The 16,221-nt window shown below is 31.3% G+C and carries 9 protein-coding genes; 4 read left to right on the top strand and 5 right to left on the bottom strand.

Annotated elements, in window-relative coordinates; all coding sequences use genetic code 11:
• On the bottom strand, window positions 1-2,811 hold the full coding sequence (locus tag ABWO04_RS02685; RefSeq protein ID WP_353077078.1) for a M16 family metallopeptidase: 2,811 nt from the start codon (window positions 2,809-2,811) through the stop codon (window positions 1-3).
• A 188-nt stretch (window positions 2,812-2,999) separates the two neighbouring features.
• Between ABWO04_RS02685 and ABWO04_RS02690 the strand changes: the two genes are divergently transcribed.
• The 3 genes from ABWO04_RS02690 to pruA all read left to right on the top strand — a co-directional run bounded on the left by ABWO04_RS02690 (window position 3,000) and on the right by pruA (window position 6,393).
• A complete protein-coding gene (locus ABWO04_RS02690) occupies window positions 3,000-4,241 on the top strand; it encodes a type IX secretion system plug protein (protein WP_353077080.1) in 1,242 nt (413 codons plus the stop codon).
• Window positions 4,242-4,264: 23 nt separating this feature from the next.
• Complete coding sequence (gene apaG, locus ABWO04_RS02695) at window positions 4,265-4,651, top strand: Co2+/Mg2+ efflux facilitator ApaG/CorD (protein ID WP_353077082.1); 387 nt, start codon at window positions 4,265-4,267, stop codon at window positions 4,649-4,651.
• A 116-nt stretch (window positions 4,652-4,767) separates the two neighbouring features.
• The gene (gene pruA, locus ABWO04_RS02700) at window positions 4,768-6,393 is read left to right on the top strand and encodes an L-glutamate gamma-semialdehyde dehydrogenase (RefSeq protein WP_353077084.1); all 1,626 of its coding nucleotides are present in this window, start codon (window positions 4,768-4,770) and stop codon (window positions 6,391-6,393) included.
• Window positions 6,394-6,476: 83 nt separating this feature from the next.
• Here the strand turns inward: pruA and katG are convergent, their stop codons facing one another.
• The 3 genes from katG to sppA form a co-directional block, all read right to left on the bottom strand.
• Complete coding sequence (gene katG / locus ABWO04_RS02705) at window positions 6,477-8,774, bottom strand: catalase/peroxidase HPI (RefSeq protein ID WP_353077086.1); 2,298 nt, start codon at window positions 8,772-8,774, stop codon at window positions 6,477-6,479.
• 165 nt (window positions 8,775-8,939) lie between these two features.
• On the bottom strand, window positions 8,940-11,510 hold the full coding sequence (locus ABWO04_RS02710; RefSeq protein WP_353077088.1) for an AsmA-like C-terminal region-containing protein: 2,571 nt from the start codon (window positions 11,508-11,510) through the stop codon (window positions 8,940-8,942).
• A 137-nt stretch (window positions 11,511-11,647) separates the two neighbouring features.
• A complete protein-coding gene (sppA, locus tag ABWO04_RS02715) occupies window positions 11,648-13,420 on the bottom strand; it encodes a signal peptide peptidase SppA (protein WP_353077090.1) in 1,773 nt (590 codons plus the stop codon).
• Window positions 13,421-13,674: 254 nt separating this feature from the next.
• Here sppA and folK point away from each other — a divergent pair, with 254 nt between their 5' ends.
• Window positions 13,675-14,808 (top strand): 2-amino-4-hydroxy-6-hydroxymethyldihydropteridine diphosphokinase, encoded by a 1,134-nt coding sequence (gene folK / locus ABWO04_RS02720; RefSeq protein ID WP_353077092.1) that lies wholly within the window; start codon window positions 13,675-13,677, stop codon window positions 14,806-14,808.
• Between the two features lie 3 nt (window positions 14,809-14,811).
• Here the strand turns inward: folK and ABWO04_RS02725 are convergent.
• A partial coding sequence (locus tag ABWO04_RS02725; protein ID WP_353077094.1) for an Ig-like domain-containing protein occupies window positions 14,812-16,221 on the bottom strand: 1,410 nt, incomplete at its 5' end.

A 16,221-nucleotide genomic window follows, 5' to 3' on the forward strand; every position in this document is an offset into this window, starting at 1 on the left:
TTATTTTGATTCGGGCATTAATATACCTATTTTTTTTGCTTGGGTTAAATATTTTTTGGCAACGTCTTGAACTTGTTTTGCAGTAATAGCATTGACTCTTTCTTCATACTTCAAAATATCTTCTAGATTTCCAGATGACATATATGTTTTAGTGAAATTAGTCATCCAATATCTATTCTCTTTGATGTTTTTCTTATATTCCAATAGATTTGTTTCAATCACTTTTTGCAAATCTTTACCTTCAGGTCCATTTAAAACTAATTTATCCATTTCTTGTATTGCCGATTGCGTTAATTTTTCCGCATTCTCAGGTCCACAAGGGAAAGAAATATTAAAACTGAATGACCCGTAAGGAACTTTAGAAACAGAACCACTAGAACGAACTGTATATACGCCACTTTCAGCTTCACGAAGTTTTTCAGTTAACTTTATGTTTAATATTTCACCTAAAAACTGCATTGGTAATACTTCATTTGCATCATAAGGCGATTCACCCATAATCATAATTGTTACATTACTTTTAGGATCTGTACCTTTATTAATTATCTTTTTAACATCACCTTTTTCCATTCTATACCCTAAATCTTTCATAGACTCTTTAGTTTTTGTCGATGGTAAGGAAGCAATATATTTTTCAATTAAATTTTCAAATTGCGCTTCATCAATATTTCCAACAAAATAGAATTCGAAATCTCCTGCATTTGCAAATCGTTCTTTATACTTATCAAAAGCAAGTTTATAATCTGTATACGCCCATTCTTTTTCTAATGGCACTAAACCTAAAAATCTAGGGTTATTTTTATTTAAAAAAGAGTAAAATTCTTGACTAAAATAAAAATTTGGTTGCGAAATCATATTCGCAAACATAGTATTTTGTTTCTGTTTGAATGCTTCAAATGCTTCAGCATCATAATTTAAATCTGTAAAATATGCATACATCATTTGCATCATATATTCAAAATCTTTAGGGGTTGTTGAACCTCTTAATCCTTCAGTTGTCGTAGAAATATATGGTGTAATATTAGCAATTTTTCCTGTCATAAATTTAGTTATGTCATTGGTTTTTAAACCCGAAAAACCTGCTTCCGTTAATCCTGAATTCGCCCAATTTGTTTTTTTATAATCTTCGTTAGTATACAAATTTGAACCACCAAAACTTACAGCTTCAAATAAAATTTCTTCATTTTTAAAATCCGTTTTTTTGTATTTTACCGTAGCGCCGTTTGACAATTGGAATACTTTAACGCCTACTTTGTCATTAGAAGTCTTACATACAATTGATCCTTCAGTAATTGGATTTTTCAATAACGAAGCCGCTACAGCTTTGTCTTCATAGTCTTTAATTGCAGAAGCATCACTATTAATTACTGCTAAAACTTCTGATTCTAAAGGTTTTACAATACCTTCTTTTTCTGGACTTGTCAAAATAACCACACGATTTTCATCTCTAATTAATTTAGAAATTTGTGCATTAACATCTTCAATTTTAATTGTTGGAAGTATGTCAGAAATGAAATCATAAGACCATTCAATTCCAGGTGTAGGATCATTATTTAAAAAATAAGACTGCAATTCATTAACATACATTTCTGAATTTTGTTTGTCTTTTTCTTTAAATTGTTTTTCCATTCCAGCCAAAATTTCTGCTTTAGCTCTGTCTAATTCACCTTGCTTAAACCCATATTTCTTTACTCTACTATTTTCATCAACCAAAACTTTCAAAGCTTCTAATTGCTTGTTATCTTGAGACATTGCGACAGATTGATATGCTTTTTTAGTTTTGGCATACGTTTCTCCGTGATAAGAAAAACCATACAAAAATGGTGGCGTATTACTATTTGCATATTCATCTAAACGAGCGTTAATCATTTGTGTAAACAATCCTTCAATTATATCACTTTTTAAATCTTTTAATGTAACATTAGACTTTGGTGTGTCTAAATCTTTATACATTAATTGCACATCAGAACCTGTTGCTTCTATATCTGACTCAATTGCAACAAAAGTCTCTTTATGATTTGGAACTTCAAACTGTACCCTAGGTTTTTCATTTTTTGGGTTTTTGTATTGACTAAAATGGTCTTTAATTTTCTTTTCCATTTCATTTACATCAATATCCCCGACAACAATTACTGCCATTAAATTTGGACGATACCAATCTTTATAAAAACTAGTTAATTTATCATACGTAAAGTTTTCTAAAACTTCTTTTTGTCCAATAGGTAAACGATTTGCATATTGCGATTTATACATCATTTTAGGCATAAATCTTCCCATCATTCTTTTGTCCGCTCCTAGTCCTAAACGATATTCTTCTAAAACTACACCTCTTTCTTTATCAACTTCTTCAGGTGTTAAAGTGGTATTAAAAGCCCAATCTTCAATAATATTAAAACCATTTTCAATTTTTTCTGGACTATCTGCCGGTATTGGTAAAAAATAAACAGTTTCATCAAAGCTGGTGTAAGCATTTAAATGTTGACCAAATTTCACACCTATACTTTGTAAATAATCTACTAATTTGTTCTTAGGAAATCTTTTTGTTCCATTAAAACACATATGCTCCATAAAGTGAGCCAATCCTTGTTGCTCATCTGTTTCTAATATAGATCCTGCCTTAATAATAAGTCGTAAATCTAATTTTTTCTCTGGTTTGGCATTTTTCCGAATAAAATACGTTAACCCATTTGGTAAAACACCTGTTCGTACATTTGAATCAAATGGAATTTTAGAAGTTAAATCTAAATCTTGAGCTAAAGAACTCAATGGCAGAAGAAATACTGCAATGGAAATTTTTTTAAAATAATTCATAATTGGGGACTTTTGTTAATATTTAATTAATGTTTTCAAATTAAATAAATAAATCTAATAATATAATATTTTTTAACATTTTATTTTAGTAAATAAAATCTTAACGACCATTTTGTGAAAAAATTAAAAACTGTAAATGAGATTTTTAATGATTATTTACTTAATTTTACAAATCTGATTAAAAATTTATGATTAAAATTAAATTAATTTGCTTGTTTCTACTTGCTTTATCTGCTAAGGCACAAGAAAAAGAAGTAGTCCCACCTTATAATATTAAAACGGTTACATTTACACAAAATGTAAACAATACGATTCCGTTTTTTAGATTGGGTGAAAATTTCGATTTACAATTTGATGATTTATACGGTAACGAAGCAGATTATTTTTATACTATTGAACAGTACAATTACGATTGGACACCAAGTCAATTACTTAAAAATGAATACTTAAACGGTTTAGATAATCAACGAATTCAAAACTATCAAAATTCGTTAAATTGTTTGCAAATTTACTCGCATTACACGTTGAGTTTTCCAAATAAATTCAATCAAATTATTAAAAGCGGGAATTATATTGTAAAAATTTTCGATGAAGATCAAGAAATTGTGTTTTCAAAAAAATTCATCATATACGAAGACGATACGGCTGTAGGCATTACAATCAGACGTTCTCGCGATATGGAAACCGTAAATAAAAAACAAAATATAGAATTTTTTATCGATTATAAAGATAAACCGTTACAAAACCCAAAGGAAAACGTAAAAGTTTCTATTTTTCAAAACGGAAAACTGAATTCGGCTATTCATAACATCAAACCACAATATACAATTGGCACACAACTCATTTACAGATATAATAAAGAAACCCAATTTTGGGCTGGAAATGAATTTTTAAATTTCGAAAACAAAAATATACGAGGGGCTTCTAACTCAGTTTTTAAAGTAACTTCTGGCGATGTTTACAACACCATTTTATACACAAACGAAGAACGAAAAAATAAAATATACACCTATTTTCCAGACATAAATGGAAACTTTTTTGTGAATAATTTAAATGCCTCACAAAATACAATTGAAGCAGATTATACTTGGGTGTATTTTGGTTTGGCTTCAGATGTAAATCCGTTAGAAAAATCAATTTATGTAACGGGAATGTTTAACAATTATCAGATTTCAGATGAATACAAAATGGAATACAATTCCGATACGAAAACATTTGAAAAACCCATCTTACTAAAACAAGGATTTACCAATTATCAATACACCTTAGTAAATAATAAAGGCCAAATTGACGAACAAAACGCGATTGATGGCAATTTTTATCAAACCGAAAATGAGTACATCGTTTTAGTATATTATCGTGGTGGCGCCGAACGTTACGATAGAATAATTGGAATTGGAAGAGCAAATAGTATTGATATAGTGAACTAATTTAGATTTAACTAAAATTAAAAATGGTTACTCAAATTACAAGTAATATTAAAATTTCGGTCATTACAAATTACGAAGGCATTTACTATAAAGAGTATCAAATGTTGTATGCCTTTTCTTATCAAATCACAATTGAAAATTTAAGTTCAGATGTGGTGCAATTACAAGCTCGGCATTGGGAAATTTTCGATACATTAAACCACACAGAAACCGTTGATGGTGAAGGTGTCGTGGGACAAACACCAATAATTGCTCCAGGAAAAAAATATGTATATTCCTCAGGCTGTATGTTAAAAGGAACTATAGGTGCTATGAATGGGTTTTATACGATGGCAAATTTCTCAAATAATACTTTTTTTAAGGTTCAAATTCCTACTTTTAAATTAGTTGTTCCCTTTGCCATAAATTAAACAAAACCAAATCTTCTGAAGGAATAATTTATTTTAGAATTCAATTTATCCTTTGTACTTTTGTCTAAGGTTTTTACTAAAAATCTAATTTGTCTAATAATCTAATAATCAAATACATGTTAAAAGGATTTTTTAATATACCAAAAGCAGTAAACGAGCCAGTTAAAGGCTACGCTCCTAATTCTCCAGAAAAAACAAACGTTTTAGAAGCCTATAAAAAAATGTGGAATTCGAAAATTGATGTGCCATTATACATTGGTTCAGAAGAAATTTTCACTGGAAACACCAGAAATATGTCGGCTCCACACGATCACCAACACATTGTTGGAACATATCATTTAGCTGAAAAATCACATGTAGAAAAAGCCATTTCAAATGCATTAGAAAGCAGAACAAAATGGGCTAATATGGCTTGGGAACAACGTGCCGCAATCTTTTTAAAAGCAGCTGAATTAATTGCTGGACCTTACCGAGCAAAAATAAATGCCGCTACGATGATTGCGCAATCAAAAACCATACACCAAGCTGAAATTGATGCTTCTTGTGAATTAATAGACTTTTTACGTTTCAACGTAGAATTTATGACGCAAATTTATGCAGACCAACCCGCTTCTAATTCCGATATGTGGAATAGAGTCGAATACAGACCTTTAGAAGGGTTTGTATATGCTGTAACGCCTTTTAATTTTACAGCTATTGCGGCAAATTTACCTGCAAGTGCTGCTTTAATGGGTAATGTTGTAGTATGGAAACCAAGTGATAGCCAAGTATTTTCTGCAAAAATCATCATTGATATTTTCAAAGAAGCAGGTGTACCAGACGGCGTTATTAATGTTGTTTTTGGAGATCCAGTTATGATTACAGATACCGTTTTAGCGTCTCCTGATTTTGCTGGAATTCATTATACAGGTTCCACATTTATTTTTAAAGAAATTTGGAAAAAAATCGGAGAAAACATTCACAACTATAAAACATACCCAAGAATTGTTGGAGAAACAGGTGGTAAAGATTTCGTACTTGCACATCCTTCTGCAAACGTAAAACAAGTTACAACTGCGATTACTCGTGGTGCTTTTGAATTTCAAGGGCAAAAATGTTCTGCAGCATCAAGAGCTTATATTCCACAATCTATGTGGCCTGCAGTAAAAGAGCAATTAATTGCAGATGTTGCTTCAATGAAAATGGGTTCACCAGAAGACTTTTCAAACTTTGTAACTGCAGTAATTCACGAAGGTTCATTTGATAAATTAGCAAGTTATATAGACCAAGCTAAAAAAGATTCAGATGCAGAAGTTATTATTGGTGGAAATTACGATAAATCTAAAGGTTATTTTGTTGAACCAACAGTTATTTTAACTTCAAATCCGAAATACGCTACAATGGAAACAGAACTTTTCGGACCGGTAATTACAATTTATGTATATGAAGATGCAAAATGGGCGGAAACCTTAACTTTAATTGATCAAACTTCTGAATATGCGTTAACTGGTGCTGTTTTAAGTACAGATAGATATGCAATTGAGGAAGCAACTGTAGCCTTACAAAATGCGGCAGGTAACTTCTATATTAACGACAAACCAACTGGTGCTGTTGTGGGTATGCAACCATTTGGAGGAGCAAGAGCTTCAGGAACAAATGATAAAGCTGGTTCAGCGCAAAACTTATTACGATGGGTTTCTCCAAGAACAATAAAAGAAACTTTCGTTACACCAGAACATTATAGTTATCCATTTTTAGGATAGACAAATAAACCTGACAGGTTTATAATCCATAAAAAAAGCTGTCCAAATGGACAGCTTTTTTTTGTTTGAATTTGATGGTAGTATTATTTTCTTAAATCAAAACGATCTAAGTTCATAACTTTTGTCCAAGCAGCTACAAAATCTTTAACAAATCTTTCTTTGTTATCATTTTGCGCATATACTTCAGCCAAAGCTCTTAATTCTGAGTTAGACCCGAAAATTAAATCAGCACGAGTTGCAGTATATTTTTTTGCTCCAGAAGTTCTATCTTTTCCTTCAAAAACTTCTTTCTTATCATCCATTGCACTCCAAGCTGTACTCATATCTAATAAATTAACGAAGAAATCATTTGTTAATTTGTCTTTTTGAGTAGTAAAAATACCGTGTTTAGATGCATCGTAATTCGCACCCAATGCACGCATTCCTCCAACTAAAACTGTCATTTCTGGAGCAGTCAAAGTTAATAATTGTGCTTTGTCAACTAATAACGCTTCAGTTGGAACAGTATATTGTGTTTTAATGTAGTTACGGATTCCGTCAGCCATTGGTTCTAAAACAGCCATTCCTTTAACATCAGTTTGCTCTTGAGAAGCATCCATTCTTCCAGGTGAAAAAGAAACTTCAACAATCATACCTGCGTTTTTAGCCGCAGTTTCGATACCTACATTTCCAGCTAAAACAATTAAATCCGCTAAAGAAACTTTTTTATCTTTAGATTTCGCATTAAAATTAGCTTGAATTTTTTCTAAAATTGGTAACACTTTATTCAATTGAGCAGGATTATTTACTTCCCAATTACGTTGTGGTTCTAATCTAATTCGTGCACCATTTGCGCCTCCTCTTCTATCTGAACCTCTATACGTTGATGCCGAAGCCCAAGCAGTTGTAACCATTTCTTGAATAGTTAACCCTGAAGCAGCAATTTCAGCTTTTAAAGCCGTAATTTCTTTTGCTGAAACTACTTTATGATTTAAAACTGGAATTGGGTCTTGCCAAATTAAATCTTCTTTAGGCGCTTCTGGTCCTAAATAAGACGATCTTGGACCCATATCTCTATGTGTTAATTTAAACCACGCTTTCGCGAAAGCCAATTCAAATTCTTTTGGATTATCGTAAAAACGTTTTGAAACTTTTGCATATTCTGGATCAAATCTAAACGATAAATCCGTAGTTAACATTGTTGGAATATGTCTTATTGATTTATCAAACGCATCAGGAATAATTGCTTGTCCGTTTTTCGCAATCCATTGGTGTGCGCCTGCAGGACTTTTTGTCAATTCCCATTCGTTATCGTATAATATTTTGAAAAATCCATAGTTCCATTCTGTTGGTTTAGCTGTCCAAGTTACTTCTAAACCAGAAGAAATAGCATCCGTACCTTTACCAGATTTATAAGTACTTTTCCATCCAAATCCTTGCTGCTCTATTCCTGCAGCTTCAGGATCTGAACCTACATTTGAAGCAGGACCTTTACCGTGTGTTTTTCCAAAAGTATGACCACCTGCATTTAAGGCTGTAGTTTCCTCATCATTCATTCCCATTCTTCCGAATGTTTCTCTAATATCTTTTGCAGCTAATAGCGGATCAGGATTTCCAGCAGGTCCTTCTGGATTTACATAAATTAATCCCATTTGAGTAGCAGCTAATGGATTTTCTAAATTTCCGTCTTTAATTCTTGCACTCTCCAAAAACTTATTTTCTGGACCCCAATATACATTGCTTTCTGGTTCCCAAACATCTTCACGACCACCTGCAAATCCGTAGGTTTTGAATCCCATAGATTCTAAAGCTACGTTACCTGTTAATATCATTAAATCAGCCCAAGAAATTTTGTTTCCATATTTTTGTTTAATTGGCCATAATAATCGACGTGCTTTATCTAAATTTACGTTGTCAGGCCAACTATTTAAAGGTGCAAAACGTTGTTGACCTGCTCTTGAACCACCACGTCCATCTCCTGAACGATAGGTCCCAGCACTATGCCAAGCCATACGAATGAATAACGGACCATAATTTCCAAAATCAGCTGGCCACCAATCTTCTGATTTAGTCATTAAAGCTCTTAAATCTGTTTTCAAAGCTTCATAATCTAACGTTTGAAACTCTTTAGCATAATCAAAAGTACTACCTAATGGGTTTGACTTTTCTGAATTTTGACGTAAAACTTCTAAATTCAATTGATTAGGCCACCATTCCTTGTTTTTGTTTACTTGACTACTTCCACTTTGAGAAGGTGAAGCTGTCATAGCTTGATACTCGGCACTTGCGTGAGCGGCATCTTTTGAAGCAGCTGTTTTTCCTGTAACTGGACAAGTAGCAGATGGTTGGGCAAATGCTAAACTAGCTAGCAATAAACTTGTAGTTAATAGTATTTTTTTCATAATTAATAAATTTTAATTCTATCAAAGTTCATGAAAAAAATAATGCTTTTATCCTTTTATTAAATGTTATTTCTTATTTAAATATAGATTTTATCAATACTATTCATTCATAACCATCGAAATTAACTATATATATTTCGATGATTATAAATATGTTGCGAATAGTTAGTTTTTCTTTTTACCGAATAAACCTTTTAAACCGTCTTTTACAGCATTACCAACTTGTTCTTTTGTAGTTGTTTTTGTAGAATCTTTTGGTTTGTTTCCATTTAAAATAGTAGTCAAAACTCCTGTTCCTTTTTGTACAAGTTTTTCTTTTTGAAGTTGAATCAACTGTGAAGCTACATTTTTTGATGCTTGTTGCACATCCGTGGTTACTTTAGGTGATTTGAAATTTCCTGACATCATAGCATTTACATTAACACTTTCTATTTTTTTAGCATCAGACGGAGTTACTTTTGCAAGTAATTTATTTACGTCATTTCCTAAATATTTCACTGGAACATCGAATTTCAAATTGTAATCCATATTCTGATCAAAACCGTGAGAACCTGCAATTTGAACTGAAATATCTTTGTGTTTTAAGGTAAATGGTTTAACGGCTACTTTTCCGTTTTTAAATGATAAAACTGCTTTTACATCTTTCAAATTGATATCTTTTAAATCTAAAAATGCAGCTTTATTATCTAATTCAGTTAGTAATGCCGATTTATTTTTATTTAATGAACCTTGTAAAATATTCCCCATCAAATCTCCAGAAATACTTTTAACATCTGGGATCATATCTTGAGTTAAAAACCCATTTAATGAAATGGTTGAATTCATTTTTCCATTAATAACATCAGCAACAGGAGCAATAGTTTTTAACGTATTTAGCATCGAAAAAGTTTGGCTAATATCAACCGCTGATAAACCCATATCCAAAACAAAAGTAGGTACCTTATTTTTTGTTGAAACCATTCCATTTACTCCAATTTTTCCACCAAAAACAGCCATATTTAGTCCTTTTAAGTTTACAGCTTGGTCGCGAATAATTAAAGTTCCAGCAACATTTTTAAGATTTAAATTATCATAAATAACAGTTGTTGCTTTGGCAGTTAAAGTGCAATCTAAAAAACTTGGAATTTTTACTTGTTCCGAAGTTTTCTTTCCTTCATCATTTGTAGTTGTTGTAGGAGACATAAAATCTGCCACTTCAAATAAGGAAGAATTTAAATTGAAATTACCTTTTAAAATTTGGTTTTTAAACAAAAATCCATAAAAATTATCTAAACTTCCAGATACATTAATATCTGATTTTCCTGTTTTAGCTTGCAGTTTATTCAAGTTAATTTTAGATGGATTAAAAGATAAATCGGCAACAGAAACGCTTACAGGTTTTGCCATTTCTGGACCAGAATAATTGAAACCTGTTACATTAATATTACCAGAATTTCTTATGTTTTGATATTGACTTGTTTCTACAGATTTCATATCGAAAGCCATTTTTACATCTGCTCTTAAAATCCCATTTAATGGTTTTTCTAACTTTACAGGATATGCTTTTGAAACATTCGCTAAATTAATGACACCTTTTAATGTGGCAGTAATATTTGGATTTTCAGTAAGATTTTTGATGTGAGCACTTGCATTAAAAACATCTTGATCAATTGCGAAAGACAACTTATCTAAATCTACGAAAGTGTCGTTCATTAAGCCGGTTTCATTTACAATATGCGTATCGATTGAAATATTTTTAACTGATTTTGGTAAATCTTTATATTTAAATGAAGCGTTATTTGACAACATTTCAATATCAAAAGAGGGAACAGTTGTATCCGATAAATTGCCTTTTACTTTTCCTTTTACTTCAAATTTTCCAGTCGTTTCAACATCTGCTAAATTCCCTGCATATTCTACTGGAATTAATCCTAAAAAATTTTTAAAATCTGATGAAGGTGTATTAAAAGTTAAGTCATATACCTGACCTTTTTCAACCATTTGAATAAACCCATTAAAATTTAATGGCAACTGATTAATCAGTGCTTTGTTTTCTTTGAAAGTATATTTGCTATTCTTTAAATCGACACCTAAAATAGCTTCTAATGAAATCGGTACATTTCGCATAAAATTACTTTTATCCATATCAAAAGTAACTTTCGCTGTAGTTTTAGTATCTAAATCTAAAACCTCTTGTTCAAAATTTCCAGTTCCCTCGTGATTGATGCTATCTAAAACCAATTTCATTTTAGAAGCAGCATCTTTGTAGGTGAATTTTAAATTTTCTACTTCATAATTCTGAATGCTTAACGCGAATGGTTTTTCTTTTTCATTGGTTTCACTCGCGGCTTTTTTTATTGCGATATCATAATTTCCAATTCCGTCTTTATTAAAAAGAATATTTATTTTAGTATTTTCTGTACCAATTGATTGAATGGTCATAGGCTCTTTTTCGCCATTAAACAATTCCATCATACTCATTTTTAAATCTATTTTCTCTGAATATACCAACGTATCGCCTTGAAAAGGAGCTTTGTTAATCACACTCATTTTATCAAGTGTTACAGTGGCTTTTGGAAAACTTTTAAATAAATTTAAACTCACGTCTTCTAATGCAACCGTAGCATTTACATTTTTATTAATAGATTCAATAATTTTTGATTTGATTTTGTCTTTAAACAAAAAAGGCAATAGCGCTAAGGCAATTACAACAGTCAACAAAGATATACCTGACCATTTTAAAACTTTTTTCAACATAAGGTTATTATTTGGGGTTTATGATAGACTACAAAGTTAGTACCAAACTTTAGAATTTAAAATGAAATTAGTGTTAAAAAAAACGCCAAACTTTTTAGAATGGCGTTTTTGTTATGTTTAAAATTAGAATGCAATGACTATAAATTCAGATGGAAAGGCATAATAGCTTGTACCCCTTTTCTGTTCTGCATTACTTTTGATTTTTTAAGTAAATTATAATTTTCTTCACCTAATTCTTCTTTCAAAAGAGTTTCTTTAGATTTATAGATACTTGCACCCGCAAATCCTTCTAAAAATTCATCAAAATCTTTGTTATATTCAGGATAATTTTCTGTTCTGTAACTTTTAGTTTTTCCTAAAGTAGCGGCGTGAGCTATGGCAGCATCTAAATTTCCTAATTTATCTACTAAACCATTCTTAATAGCATCTGAACCGGTCCAAACTCTACCTTGCGCAATGGCATCTACTTGATTAAATGTCATTTTTCTGCCTTGAGCTACGCGGTTAACAAATAGCTTATAAATGCGATCTACACCTTCTAAAGCTATAGTTTTATATTCTTCTGAAATTGGTTCGAAAATACTATACCCAACTGCATTTTTATGCGTTTGTACTTGTTCTGCATTTACACCGTATTTTGTAGCGAAACCGTGTACATTTGGCAACATTCCAAACACACCAATAGATCCTGTAATTGTTGTGGGTTCAGCAAAAATAGTATTGGCATTACAAGCTATATAATAGCCGCCAGAAGCTGCTAAATTACCCATAGAAACCACAACTGGTTTTACTTTTTTAGTCAATTCAATTTCTCTCCAAATTAAATCGGAAACCAAAGCACTTCCGCCCGGACTATCCACTCGAAGTACAACTGCTTTTACATCATCATCTTCTCTTGCTTCTTTTAAAGAACGGTTGATTGAACCTTCGCCAATATAATCTACATCGCCTTCTCCCCCATTAATTTCGCCTTGAGCATAAATTACGGCAATGATATCGTCTTTTGTATAATCTTCTGATTTTAAAGAAGTAGTTGCCACATAATCTGTAATTGAAACTGACTCAATTTCTTCGTCTTTCGCTACTTTCAATTTAGATTTTAAAGCATCGTTAAACTCATCTTCATAAGCTACTTTATCAATTAATTTTTGTTCCAAAGCCATTTCTGGAGTTCTTGCTAATAAATCAGTAGCAATTGCATTCAATTGAGTTACTGAAACATTTCTGTTTTTAGCAATATCTGAAACTATATTATCCCAAACAGATTGAAGTAAAACCGTTACTTGCTCTCTATTCTCTTTACTAATTTCTTGCGCTAAAAAAGGTTCTACAGCACTTTTAAATTTTCCGTGACGAATAATTTCCATTTTTAAACCGGTTTGATCTTGGAAATTTTTATAAAATAACATTTCTGTTCCTAATCCTTTAAAGTCCATATCTCCAGCAGGATTTAAATAAATAGCATCTGCAACAGAACTAATGTAATATTCTTTTTGAGAAAAAACAGTTGCGTAAGCCATTACAAACTTCTTTGATTTTTTAAAATCTTCCAGTTTATCTCTTAACTCTTTACTTTGTGCCAAACCTAAACTCGACTCGTTATTTACAATAGTTATCCCTTTAATTTTATCATCCGTTTTTGCGGCATCAATAGCATTTAAGACTTCGATGAAACCCACTTTGTCTTTATCTAAAAACAAACTACTAAATGGACTATCAGAATCATATTTACCCGCATAATCAAAATTTATTTTCGATAAATCTAACTGAATTACCGAATTGTCTTTTACTTTCACTTCATCATCTCCACTACTAACTAAAACACCAAGCCCTATTAGAAAGAAAAAACTTAATAAAACAAACAAAAATATCCCTACAATTGTTGCAAATACATTCTTAAAAAAATTCATATTAATTATTTTATGTACACATATGTAGTAAATTAAATAAAAATGTTACATTTCGATTTGAAAAAATTCAAGATTATTAACTTATTTGAAATAAATTTTGAAATCAATTAAGTTAAAAGCAATACAACTTTCAATCTTACTTATATAACCCTTGTTCATAAATAATTGTTTTTTGTGAAGTATAAATGTAAATTTGTTTGTTAATTTGTTGAAATAAAAAACTCCGTTAAAAGCCAAATTTGTTTTTACAAAATATGAAATCACAAAATACAGTATTACTTTCTTTAGGAACAAATATGGGCGACAAATTGGAAAATTTGCAAACGTGTATTTCGGTTTTACATAAAACAGTGGCTTCCGTAATAAAAGTATCAAATGTATATGAAACTCCTGCTTGGGGCTTTGAAGGTGCTGCATTTTATAATTGTGCAATTGCAATACATACGCATAAATCGGCACAAAAATTACTAAGTGAAATTGTAAAAGTAGAAAAAAAATTAGGCCGAATTAAAACAAATTCAACCCAATACGAATCAAGATGTATTGATATTGATATTATTGCTTTTAATGATGAAATTATTGAAAGTGATACTTTGAATATTCCTCATCTGCATGTACAAAACAGAAAATTTGTTTTGTTTCCGTTACTGGATATTGCACCAAAATGGAAACATCCAAAACAAAACCAAACTATTTCTGAAATGCTTATTTCTTGTGAAGACACTTCGGAAATTACTACCGTTGGAACGTTAAAAAATCCAATAAACAATCTTACATTAAATCAATTAAATTATATTGCTATTGAAGGAAATATTGGGGCAGGAAAAACTACATTAGCCACTAAAATAGCTGAAGATTGTAATGGTAAACCTATTTTAGAGCGATTTGCTGACAATCCGTTTTTACCTAAATTTTACAAAGATCAAAACCGATATGCCTTTCCTTTAGAAATGTCATTCTTAGCCGACAGATACCAACAATTATCCGATGATTTGGCACAATTTGATTTGTTTAAAGATTTTATAGTTGCCGATTATCATATTTTTAAATCGCAAATATTTGCAAAAGTTACTTTGCAAGAAGATGAATTTCGTTTATACAAAACGATGTTTGATATTATGTATAAAGAAATGCCTAAACCAGATTTATATATTTATTTATACCAAAATACCGACCGGTTATTAGCCAATATAAAAAAACGTGGTAGAAGCTATGAACAAGATATTTCTTCTAATTATTTAGAAAAAATAAACCAAGGATATTTAGAATATATAAAATCGCAAACTGATATAAATGCTTTAATTATAGATATCTCTGAATTGGATTTTGTGAAAAATCAAGAAGATTATATTTATATTTTAAATGAAATTCAGAATAAAATACATTAAAAATTATCTTTTTAGCGAAAAATGACCCTTTACTTCTAAAGTATTATTTCCCAAATTAGCCACAAACCAATAATCTGAAGAAGAAACGCTTTCTCCATTTAATCTTCCATCCCAATGCGGATTTTTAGTAGTTAAAACTGTAATTAGTTGTCCATACCTATCGAAAATTGCAATTCTTGCATCTGGAAATAGGTGCATCCCATTTATTTTCCAATAATCGTTAAATCCATCCGCATTTGGTGTAAAAAACTTCGGATAATCAATCACCACAAAATCTTCATAATCGTAACCACAATTTGTTCCTATTTCTTTAACATAACAAGTATAAACTCCACCTACAATAAAATTGAAAATTGGAGCACTTTGAAAATGGATATTATCTAAAGAATATTCATAAATTCCTGTTCCTGTTATACTTATTTCGGCAGTTAATCCTTCCACTTTTATAAAAGTAATTTCTGGTGCCGTATTTTCAATAACGGTAAAATTCTTCGTTAAATTGCAATTTAGAGGTGTCGTTATCACAACTGAATACGTTCCTGCTGAACCAACAGCACAATTTTGAGTAGTTGCACCTGTAGACCATAAATAAGAGCTCCCTGAAATTCCAGATTGGAGCGTAACAGAGGTGTTCTCACAAAAAATAACTGTTTCGTCAGCTATAGTTGGAGCAGGAACAACCTGAACTGGAATTGCTAATCTATTAGATAGACAACCATTGTTTATGGCTTCAATATAATAAGTTGTAGAAGTGCTTAAGTTAGGTGTCGTAAAAGTAGTTCCTGTAAATATTGGCGTGGAACTTGTATTGGAATCATACCAATTAATAACACCTATGGTAGTACTTGCTTGCAGGATGGTATTTGTATTTTGACAAACAGGATTTGGAGTTGTAAAACCAATTACTGGCACAGGCTTAATTGTAGCGGTAACTTGAACTCTATTTCCTAAAGTACAACCTATAGGGAAAGCATCTACATAATAATCAGTAGTTACATTTAAAACAGGAGTATTGAATGAACTTCCTGTAAAAATCGGGGTACCTCCAGTTGGTGCTGTGTACCAATTAATATTTCCAACATTTGAAATAGCTTGTAAGGTTACTGAACCACTTCCACATCTTGAAGCACTTGTTACATTTGTAATAACTGGAATAGTGATGATTGAAGTTGTAGAAATTTGTAAAACAGGATCTCCAGGCATACCACCATATTCTAAAATATATCCTTTAGGTTGATAATTACCGCTTGAGTCACCAACATTACTTAAATCATTCCACGAACCAGGTTGCCCTACGCCCGGTGCTGTTACGTGAGCGTAATCTTCTTCACCTTGGTTGTTGGGTTCGTTTGCATTCCAAAAGGCAAAAGTTGGCGAACTACCATTTACAACGCCATTCCAAAATGTAGTGCC

The sequence above is a fragment of the Flavobacterium sp. genome, assembly GCF_040382755.1.
GTDB lineage: Bacteria > Bacteroidota > Bacteroidia > Flavobacteriales > Flavobacteriaceae > Flavobacterium.